The sequence below is a fragment of the Novosphingobium indicum genome, from assembly GCF_014645195.1.
GTDB lineage: Bacteria > Pseudomonadota > Alphaproteobacteria > Sphingomonadales > Sphingomonadaceae > Novosphingobium > Novosphingobium indicum.
In genome coordinates this window covers 273,444-284,009 of sequence record NZ_BMLK01000003.1, presented here as the reverse complement: position 1 = coordinate 284,009, position 10,566 = coordinate 273,444, and the positions used below count along the sequence as shown (strand labels likewise).

At 63.6% G+C, this 10,566-nt stretch carries 7 protein-coding genes; 4 read left to right on the top strand and 3 right to left on the bottom strand.

Annotated features, from left to right (window positions below; translation table 11 throughout):
• Positions 1-183 precede the first annotated feature (183 nt).
• From guaA to IEX64_RS04650, 3 genes are all read right to left on the bottom strand, one after another.
• Positions 184-1,743 (bottom strand): glutamine-hydrolyzing GMP synthase, encoded by a 1,560-nt coding sequence (gene guaA / locus IEX64_RS04660; RefSeq protein ID WP_188818512.1) that lies wholly within the window; start codon positions 1,741-1,743, stop codon positions 184-186.
• Between the two features lie 9 nt (positions 1,744-1,752).
• Positions 1,753-2,067, bottom strand: coding sequence for a hypothetical protein (locus tag IEX64_RS04655; protein ID WP_188818511.1), 315 nt, complete (start codon positions 2,065-2,067; stop codon positions 1,753-1,755).
• Between the two features lie 360 nt (positions 2,068-2,427).
• Entirely contained in the window at positions 2,428-3,861 is a 1,434-nt protein-coding gene (locus IEX64_RS04650; RefSeq protein WP_188818510.1) for a M20/M25/M40 family metallo-hydrolase, read from the bottom strand.
• A gap of 171 nt (positions 3,862-4,032) precedes the next feature.
• Between IEX64_RS04650 and gyrB the strand changes: the two genes are divergently transcribed.
• The 4 genes from gyrB to IEX64_RS04630 all read left to right on the top strand — a co-directional run bounded on the left by gyrB (position 4,033) and on the right by IEX64_RS04630 (position 10,514).
• On the top strand, positions 4,033-6,561 hold the full coding sequence (gene gyrB, locus IEX64_RS04645; protein ID WP_188818509.1) for a DNA topoisomerase (ATP-hydrolyzing) subunit B: 2,529 nt from the start codon (positions 4,033-4,035) through the stop codon (positions 6,559-6,561).
• A gap of 118 nt (positions 6,562-6,679) precedes the next feature.
• Entirely contained in the window at positions 6,680-8,242 is a 1,563-nt protein-coding gene (locus IEX64_RS04640; protein ID WP_188818508.1) for a tetratricopeptide repeat protein, read from the top strand.
• Positions 8,243-8,284: 42 nt separating this feature from the next.
• The gene (locus IEX64_RS04635; protein ID WP_188818507.1) at positions 8,285-8,686 is read left to right on the top strand and encodes a metallopeptidase family protein; all 402 of its coding nucleotides are present in this window, start codon (positions 8,285-8,287) and stop codon (positions 8,684-8,686) included.
• 67 nt (positions 8,687-8,753) lie between these two features.
• Positions 8,754-10,514 (top strand): bifunctional metallophosphatase/5'-nucleotidase, encoded by a 1,761-nt coding sequence (locus tag IEX64_RS04630; protein ID WP_188818506.1) that lies wholly within the window; start codon positions 8,754-8,756, stop codon positions 10,512-10,514.
• The last annotated feature ends 52 nt before the right edge of the window (positions 10,515-10,566 follow it).

The following is a 10,566-nucleotide window of genomic DNA, read 5'->3' as shown; positions in this document are numbered from 1 at the left end:
GTTGACCCTGACGGTACCGAGCAATTTTAATTGAGACAAGGGGAGCGGGTACCGTCAATCCGTCCGACGGATGCGAAGGCTACCCACCGATTGTCTTCGAATGTTGTCAGGAATAAATTATTTTTTATCAGCTAGTTGCGTCGCATCCTGGCGTATCACTGGCCCCCTCTGGAGGGCTCAGAATCATTCCCACTCGATCGTGCCGGGCGGCTTCGACGTATAATCGTAGACGACGCGGTTGATGCCTTTGACCTCGTTGATAATGCGGGTCGCGACGCGGCTCAGGAAGGCTGCGTCGAAAGGATAGATGTCCGCGGTCATGCCATCGGTGGAGGTAACCGCGCGCAGGCCGCAGACGCTGTCGTAGGTGCGGCCGTCGCCCATCACGCCGACGGTCTTGACCGGTAGCAGCACCGCAAAGGCCTGCCAGATCGCGTCGTAGAGACCGGCGTTGCGGATTTCCTCGAGATAGATCGCATCGGCCTTGCGCAGGATATCGCAGCGCTCGCGGCTGACTTCGCCGGGGATGCGGATGGCAAGGCCCGGCCCCGGGAACGGATGGCGGCCGACGAAGACGTCGGGCAGACCCAGTTCGCGGCCGAGTTCGCGGACTTCGTCCTTGAACAGTTCGCGCAGCGGCTCGACCAGCTTCATGTCCATCCGCTCGGGCAGACCGCCGACGTTGTGGTGGCTCTTGATCGTCACCGAAGGACCGCCGGTGAAGGACACCGATTCGATCACGTCGGGGTACAGCGTGCCCTGGGCGAGGAATTCGGCGCCGCCGATCTTCTTGGCCTCGTCCTCGAACACGTCGATGAAGGTCTTGCCGATGAACTTGCGCTTCTTTTCCGGATCGGTCTCGCCCTCGAGGCCCTTCAGGAATAGCGTCGAGGCGTCCACGTGGACCAGCGGAATGTTGTAATGGCCGCGGAACAGCGAGACGACCTGTTCGGCCTCGCCCATGCGCATCAGGCCGTGGTCGACGAAGACGCAGGTGAGCTGGTCGCCGATGGCCTCGTGGATCAGCACCGCGGCAACGGCGGAATCGACACCGCCCGAAAGACCGCAGATCACGCGCTTGTCGCCGACCTGCTCGCGGATCTCGTCGATCTTGGTCTTGCGGAACTCGGCCATGGTCCAGTCGCCGGAGAGGCCGCAGACGTGGCGCACGAAGTTCTTGAGTAGCTTGCCGCCATCGGGCGTGTGCACCACTTCGGGGTGGAACTGCATCGCGTAGATGCGCTTCTCGTCGTTGGCGATCACCGCAAAGGGCGCGCCGGGGCTGGACGCGACGGGGCGGAAGCCTTCTGCGAGCTGCGAGACCTTGTCGCCATGGCTCATCCAGACCTGGTGCTTTTCGCCGACCTGCCAAAGGCCGTCGAACAGCGCGCACTCGTCCTCGATCTCGATGAAGGCGCGGCCGAACTCGCCGGCATCGCCCAGCAAGACTTCGCCGCCCAGCTGGTGCATCAGCGACTGCTGGCCGTAGCAGATGCCCAGCATCGGGCGGCCGCTTTCGAGAATCACGTCGGGAATACGCGGGCCGTTCTCGTCCAGGACGGAGGCTGGCGAGCCGGACAGGATGATGCCTACCGGGTCCATGCGCTTGAACGCTTCTTCCGAGGCGTTGAACGGCGCAATTTCGGAATAGACGCCGGCTTCGCGCACGCGGCGCGCGATCAACTGGGTTACCTGGCTGCCAAAGTCGACGATCAGGACCGATTCAGATGTCTGGATGCTCATGGCAGGCCCCTAATCGCGCGCGCGAAGCCTGTCCAGATGGGTGCGAATGCGCTTCCCCCGGATGCAGGAAAAGGCGCCCGCGATTGCAAAATATGCAAGTAATATTGTTGCTTTTGAATTTGCGATAATTGCCCGCGTACCTATCTCGCTCCTGCCACCCGAGCGACCATGGTCGCCGGGCGTGAGGTAAAACAAAAAAAAGAATGTTTGCAGGAGCATAACAATGACCATCGTCGAACGCACGTTCGGACTGGCCGCGGCGCTTGGCGTCAGCGCGCTGGCTTTTGCACTCACCCTCGCCTGAACGAGGCTGATGCGCAGCATGCAATTGTGTCCCTAACGCAGCATGCGTGACCAAGGGCGGCCCGAAACGGCCGCCCTTTTTCATTTCCGGAAGGCCTGCAACGGCCGCTCACGAGACGCCTTCTCTTTTCCCTTGCAAATATTACTAACCTAGGTTATATTAAACAAGGTTAGGGGATGAGATGATTCGCCCCTGTTGAGATTGGAGTTTGAGCTATGACCCTCACGGAAAAATCGATCGGTTTCGCCGCAGCCCTTGGCGCTTTCGCCATGGCCTTCGCGATCACGCTGGCCTGACACGGCCTTCGGAAACACAACCGGACACAACCAAAAAGGGCGGCCCGAAACGGCCGCCCTTTTCGTTGCCGTGGAAACCGCCGCTCAGCTCGCCAGCGTTTTCACCAGATCGTAGAGGTAGTCGCGCGCCGTGTAGAGCGCGCGCGCCTCGATACGTTCGTTGAGGCCGTGCGTGCCGTTGCCGTCCGGATCGGTCCACACACTCGGCACCCCGTAAACGGGAATGCCGACCGCGCCGATATAGACCCCGTCGGTCGCCCCGGTCGACATCGAAGGGATGACCGGCACGCCCGGGAAGTACTTCTCCGCCAGCTTCTCAACCGGCTTCACGATCTTGGGATCGAGCGGCGGCGGCGAGGCGATCGGCTTGTCCTTCACCTTGGGCTCGATGGTGATGTTCGGATCGTCGATGACCTCCGCCAGCACGGCTTTGGTTTCCTCCGCCGTGCGCCCCGGGAACATGCGGCAATTGACGTTGGCCTCGGCCCGCTGCGGCAGGGCGTTGAGCGCGTGCCCGGCATCGACCAGCGTGGCGACGCAGCTCGTGCGGAGCATCGAGTGCAGCATCTTGTCCTTGTCGACGATGGCGAGCGCCGCCTTGTCGTCCGGATTGGCGACGAGCGCCTGCATCGCCGCGCCCGTCTCGCCGCCGCGCATCTTGCCTGCCTTGGTGAAATAGGCGCGGGTGGTGTCGGTGAACTGCACGGGGAAGTCGTAAATGCCGATCTTGAGTAGCGCGGCGGACAGTTCGTAGATCGCATTCTCGGGCACCGGCTGCGAGCTGTGCCCGCCCGGGTTGGTCGCCGTCAGCGTGAAGTCCTGATAGGCCTTCTCACCCACCTGCAGCGTCTGCACGAGCAGGTGTCCCATGCCGTCGGTCTTGCCGCCGCCGCCTTCGTTGAGCGCGAATTCGGCATCGATCAGGTCGCGCTTGTTCTGCGCCAGCCATTCGGCGCCGTTGAACGCACCGCTGGTCTCCTCGCCGCAGGTGAGCGCCAGCTTGATCGTGCGCTTCGGTTTGTAACCGGCCTCGGCGAAGCGGATCAGCGCATCGGTCCAGATCGAGGCCATCGCCTTGTCGTCGACGGTACCGCGGGCATAATAGTACCCGTCCTCTTCCACGAGCGTGAAGGGATCGCGCTCCCAGTCCTCACGCTTGGCTTCGACCACGTCGATATGCGCCAGCAGCAGCATCGGCTTCACGCTGGCATCGGTGCCCGGATAGATCGCGACGAGCCCGCCGTCCCTGGGATGCTCCGGCGTGGAAAACAGAATGAGCTGATCGTCCGTCATCCCCGCCGCCTTGAGCCGGGCCGCCATCTTCGCCGCGGCTTCAGTGCAGCTGCCATGGGTGACGGTCGTATTGGTCTCGACCAGTTCCTTGTAAAGCCCGAAGAACGCCTTCTGATCCGGGCGCAGTTCGGGCACGGTCCCGCCCGGCATTGCCTGCGCCATCCCGGTCAACAGCCCTGAAACCGCGACCGCCCCCGCGGCCAATCCGATCAAACTCTTGCGCATGCCCGTCTCCTGTTTTTTGCGACCCTGAACCGTGCCGGATTGAAGCACATCCGCCAGCGAAGGCAACTGCCGATTGCAGCTGGAACGCCGCAGTGCCCTGCTCTGTGGAAAAGCCCGGCCGCGATGCCGCTTTTGCTTGGGTTTGACGGGCGTAAACCCTATATGCTGGTCATGGCTAAAGAACCCGAAAACGGCAAGAACTCCAACACCTACGGCGCAGAATCGATCAAGGTCCTCAAAGGCCTCGACGCCGTCCGCAAACGCCCCGGCATGTACATCGGCGATACCGATGACGGATCGGGCCTGCACCACATGGTGTTCGAGGTTTCGGACAACGCCATCGACGAGGCGCTTGCAGGGCACTGCGACCTCGTTCTCATCGAACTCAATCCGGACGGTTCGGTCAGTGTCGAGGACAACGGCCGCGGCATTCCCACCGACATCCACAAGGAAGAAGGCGTCTCGGCGGCCGAGGTCATCATGACCCAGCTCCACGCAGGCGGCAAGTTCGAGAACACCAGCGACGACAACGCCTACAAGGTCTCGGGCGGTCTGCACGGGGTGGGCGTTTCGGTGGTGAACGCGCTGTCCGAATGGCTGGAACTGATCGTCTGGCGCGACGGCAAGGAGCACTGGATGCGCTTCGAGCATGGCGATGCGGTTTCTCCGCTCGTGGTGCGCGGCGATGCGCCAAAGGCCGACCAGAACCCGGATGACAACGGTTTCAAGAAGGGCACGCGCGTGACCTTCCTGGCCTCGCACGACACGTTCAAGAACGTCACCGAGTTCGATTTCGACAAGCTCGAGCACCGCTATCGCGAACTCGCCTTCCTCAACTCGGGCGTGCGCATCCTGCTGCGCGACAAGCGGCACGAGGAAGTGGCCGAGCACGATCTGTATTACGAAGGCGGCATCGGCGCCTTCGTGCAGTTCCTCGACCGCAACAAGCAGGCGATGATGCCGGACCCGATCGCGATCACCGCCGACAAGGACGGGATCGGCATCGAGGTCGCGCTGGAGTGGAACGATTCGTACTACGAAAACGTCCTGTGCTTCACCAACAACATTCCGCAGCGCGACGGCGGTACCCACCTCGCCGCCTTCCGTGCCGCGCTGACCCGCACATTGAACGGCTACGCCGAGCGCTCCGGCCTGCTCAAGAAGGAAAAGGTCTCGCTGTCGGGCGACGACATGCGCGAGGGCCTGACCGCGATCGTCTCGGTCAAGCTGCCCGACCCGAAGTTCTCCTCGCAGACCAAGGACAAGCTGGTCAGCTCCGAAGTGCGCCAGCCGCTCGAATCGCTGATGAGCGACAAGATGACCGACTGGCTGGAAGAGAACCCGGCCACCGCCAAGGCCATCATCCAGAAGGTGATCGACGCGGCCGCCGCGCGCGAGGCCGCGCGCCGCGCGCGTGAACTGACCCGCCGCAAGGGCGCGATGGACATCGCCTCGCTCCCCGGCAAGCTGGCGGACTGTCAGGAACGCGATCCCAGCAAGTCCGAACTGTTCCTGGTCGAGGGCGATTCGGCAGGCGGTTCGGCCAAGCAGGGCCGCGACCGGCACTATCAGGCGATCCTGCCGCTCAAGGGCAAGATCCTCAACGTCGAGCGCGCGCGCTTCGACCGCATCATTTCCTCGAAGGAAGTCGGCACGCTGATCCAGGCCATGGGCACCGGCATCCGCGACGACTTCAATCTGGAAAAGCTGCGCTACCACAAAGTCGTCATCATGACCGACGCCGACGTCGACGGTGCCCACATCCGCACGCTGCTACTGACGTTCTTCCACCGCCAGATGCCCGAGATCATCCGTGCCGGGCACCTATTCATCGCCCAGCCGCCGCTGTTCAAGGTCGCCAAGGGCCGCAGCGAGGTCTACCTCAAGGACCAGGCCGCGCTCGACCGCTATCTGGTCGAAGGCGGGCTCAACGGGCGCGTGCTGGAGACCGCCGGCGGCGCGCGCAGCGGGCCCGATCTCGCCGCGCTGGTCGAACATGCGATCCGCATGCGCAACCTCATGGCCTTCGTGCCCCGCCGCTACGATCCGGTGATCATCGAGGCTCTGGCGCTGGCCGGCGCGCTGGCTCCGGACCTTTCCGCGGCTGATCGCCATGCCGCGCTCGACAAGACGACGCTGTGGCTCGACCGCGCCGACAGCGAGGCCAAGTGGTCCGTCGGCATGACCGACGACGGCAATGTCGAGGTCGAGCGCCTGTGGCGCGGCGTCACCGATCACCACAAGGTCGAAGCTGCCTTCCTCACCAGCGCCGAGGCACGCAAGCTCGCCCGCCTCGCCGCCGAGAATGCCGATGTCTACGAGGGGACCGCCCGCCTCGTGCGCGCAGGTACCGAAACCACCGAGCCAGAAGCGGAAAGCGACGAGGGTGAGGAAGTCGCAGCCACCCGCCCCTCTGCCGAAGCCGGTTCGATTACCCGGCCCAGCCAGCTGTTCGAACAAGTGATCGCTGCAGGGCGCAAGGGCCTGTCGATCCAGCGCTACAAGGGTCTTGGCGAAATGAACGCCGAGCAGCTTTGGGAAACCACGCTCGATCCGGAAAACCGCGCGCTGCTGCAGGTGAAGGTGGAAGACGCCGACGTGACCGACGAGATCTTCACCCGCCTGATGGGCGACATCGTCGAACCGCGCCGCGACTTCATCCAGGAAAACGCGCTCAACGTGGCGAACCTGGACGTCTGATTTCCGGCGCCAGACCACGGTCCCATTGCGGAATTTTAACGGCTGACACGAAGCTTTGCCGACAATAGACTTGCCCCGTTTTCATGCACTTGGCGTGAACGGGGCAAAGGGATAGCGAATGGATTCTGGCAACAGCGCGGACCGGTCTGGTCTGGCCAAGGTCTTCTGCAATCAAAAGACACTTGGGCTGGCGCTGACTGCTCTGGCATTGGGTTTCGCCCCCCAGGCCATGGCACGCAAGATGCCGGACAATTCCCTCGTTCAGGTCTTGCAGGCGGCCCAGCAAGCCTACGAAGCCGATGACTGTCCGGGCACTCTCGATCTGGTGACCCCCATCATCGAAAGCAGCGGCTTCGATGCGCTGGCCGCATCGGCGCGACGGCCCTTTCTTGCCATGAGCGCCGTCTGCGAAGCGAGCGCCGGCAATACCGAGAGGGCTACCTCACGCGGGCGGGCGTTGACCGAACTCCCCGGAGCACCGGCCGAAATCTGGAACCTGCGCTTCGCCATCGACATGCAGCTGGGGGCATACGAGGACGCTGTCGCAACCCTGGAGGGCGTGCAAGCGCGCGATCCCTCCATGCTGGTCGTCGGGCGCGACCTGTTCGACGAACAGTGGATGTTCATTCTCAACCAGAGGCTCGCCAAGCAGGACAAAGACAGCGACGTGCGCAAACGCTACCTCGCGCTCATCTCCCGCGAGGACTTCGCACCAGCAAGGACGCAGCTGGGGTATGATTGGATGCGCTATGCCCACGCGGCCATACTCGCCCGCGCCGGCGACGCGGAAGGCGCAAAGTCGGTTCTGGCAAGGCTGCGCAATGCAAAAGCGCTTCGGGATGCCAGCCTCGATACCGATTTGCGCGCCCTGATCCCCGCCGACTTCGATCTTCGCGCTGCGGTGGAGAACGAGATCTCGGTGCTCAAGGAGATCGAGCGCGAGAAACCTTCGCTGCTTTCAGTCACGATCGCCATTGCCGATGCCCAGCAGATGCTCGGTGAAGGTGCAAAGTCGCTCGCGACACTGGAAGCGGCCAGGCCTTACGGAATTCTCGAGAAGCAGTTTTCCGACCGCGATGACCAGATCAACTGGTGGTGGGACAGCCTCGCCCAAGCCTACACCATGCTCGGTCGCTACGACGATGCGCAGGCCGCCTATCGCCAGGCCATCGCCGAAGGAGAAGACGGAGTAACCGGCCGCAACGTGAGCCAGGTTCTGAACGTTACCTTCATCCAGCGAAAATTCGGGGACAACAAGGCCGTGCTCGAAACGCTGGAGACGATAGACATAGAGGCTGACGACTATGCCAGCCCCTATGGCAAGATGACCTATCATCTGGCGCATGGCTGCGCGTCGTGGGCGCTCGATCACAAAGCGGCGGCGGCGAAGGACATCGCCTGGGCCGAGGCACACGAGGATGTATCCAGCAGATCGCTCACGCAGCTCTATCTGTGCACAGGCAATGAGGATGCGGCCGCAGCATTGCTGATCAGGCGACTGGACGATTCCGATGACCGCACGAAGGCTCTGGTGGATTTGAGCTACTACCAGCCTACCCCAGAGACGATGCCCGTCGACCCCGAAGATGCCGTGCTCGCGCGGGTACGGGACCGGGACGATGTGCAGGCGGCGATCGAGCGGGCCGGAGGCTTGCGACACTTCAACATACCAAGCCTATAATCCCGGTTCTCGAACAGGCGATGTCGTGGCAGGATCGCGGCCATGACCCGCCACATCGGATCGACTCCAACCACCGCCGACTTCGAGGCGCTTGCCCATGCCGCCTTCGCGCGCATTCCAGAGCCGTTCGCGGAGCATCTCGACGGGATCACGGTGCATGTTCAGGAATTTGCCGACGCCGAAACGCTGGCCGCGGTCGGCTTGCAGGATCCCTTCCAGCTGACCGGGCTCTATCACGGCCGGCCGATGAGCGAGGAATCGGTCTGGATTTCCGGGCAGTTCCCCCCGCGTATCACGCTCTACCGCCAGCCGCTTCTGGCCGAATGGCGCGCCACCGGTGTGCAGCTGGACGATCTCGTGACCCACGTCGTCATCCATGAAGTCGGCCATCACTTCGGGCTGTCGGATGAAGAGATGCACGCGCTCGAACAAGGCGGGCCCTAGAAACGGCACCACGGCGTGGACAATTTGGTCGCTGGAGCGTCATGTTCCGATGCGATAGAGCGGCTCCATGATTGCCAAGGCCCTGACTCGCTCCGCCCCCCTCGCCGCCCTATCCCTGCTCGCCGCCTGCGCCACGCCGCAAGCGGCGCACCGCGCCTCGGCGCCGCCCGCGCATGCCGTTAACGTGAGCATCATCGCCATCAATGACTTCCACGGCGCGCTCGAACCGCCCAAGGCCGCCGTCGCCGCGCCCGATGGCAAGGGCGGGACGGTCCCGGTTCCGGCGGGCGGTGCCGCCTGGCTGGCCTCCGCCGTCGACAAGCTCAAGGCCGGGCACCGCAACCATGTCGTGGTCGCCGCCGGCGATCTCACCAGCGCATCGCAGCTCGCGTCCTCGCTCCATCTCGACGAGCCCGCCGTAGGCGTGATGAACCGCATCGGGCTCGATTTCAACGCGGTGGGCAACCACGAGTTCGACCGTGGGTGGAAGGAACTGCAGCGCCTTCAGAACGGCGGGTGCGAGAAGAACACACGCCTCCAGCCGTGCCAGCTGGAACAGTTCCAGGGCGCGAAGTACAAGTACCTGTCCGCCAGCACCTACAAGCCCGACGGCAGCACGCTGTTTCCCGCGACCGGCCTCAAGAGCTTCGGGCGCGGCGCCAACAAGGTCACTGTCGGTTTCATCGGCCTCTCGCTCCAGGACGTACCGATGCTGGTCTCGCCCGATGAGGTCAAAGGCCTGACCTTCGGCGACGAGGCCGAGGCCATCAACCGCGAAGTCCCCAAGCTCAAGGCGGAAGGCGCCGATGCCGTCGTCGTCCTGATCCACCAGGGCGGCGTGACCAAGCCCGGCAAACCGGACAGCTGCGAGGACCTTGTCGGCGGCATCACGCCGATCCTCGACAAGCTCAAGCCCGGCGTCGACCTAGTCGTCTCTGGCCATACCCACTGGCAGTACGTGTGCCACTACGGCCAGAGCGGTGACGGATCGCAGATCCTGCTGACCAGTGCGGGCGTCTACGGCAAGCTGGTGACCGACATCACGCTGACCATCGATCCGGCCAAGAACCGCGTCATCGCCAAGAAGGCGCACAACGTGATCGTGCAGTCGGTCGGCTATACCAGTGGCCGCGGTGATGTGCCCAACACGCGCCTCTACCCGCGGTTCCGCGCGGACAGGAACGTGGCGAAGTACGTCGCGGCCTATGTGGAGGATGCGAAGGACCTCATCGCGCGTCCGGTCGGCAAGATCTCCGGCCCCGCCGCCAAACCTTCTAGCGAGAGCCTGCAGGGCGGCACGCTGGGCAACCTGATCGCCGATGCCCAGCTCGCCGCGAGCAGGAAGGCGGGCGCGCAGATCGCCTTCACCAACCCCTTCGGCATTCGCGCCCCGCTCGACCCGTCGCCGGACGGCACGGTGACCTTCGGCCAGATCTATGCGGTCCAGCCGTTCAACAACGACCTCGTGACGATGACGCTGAACGGCTCGCAGATCTATGACGTGATCGAAGAAGGGCTCGACGATGACGGCGTGAAGCAAGTGCTCGCGCCTTCGGGCGGGCTCCAGTTCAGCTACGACATGAGCCGCCCCTCGGGCAGCCGCCTCGTCTCGCTGACGCTGAACGGGGAGATGGTCGACCCGACGACCGATTACCGCGTGACCGTGGTGAACTTCCTAGCCGAGGGCGGCGACGGCTTCTCCACGTTCAAGCAGGGCACCGACAGGGTGCGCGGCATGATCGACAACGAAGCCTTCCAGCAATGGATCGCGGCCGTGCCGGTGCGCAAGGTTCCCGAGGAAGAGCGCACCGTGAAAGTGGGCGGCTAACCTTCGGCAAATATTCCCTGTCGCGAAGCGATGGGAAAGAGGACCGCTCGCG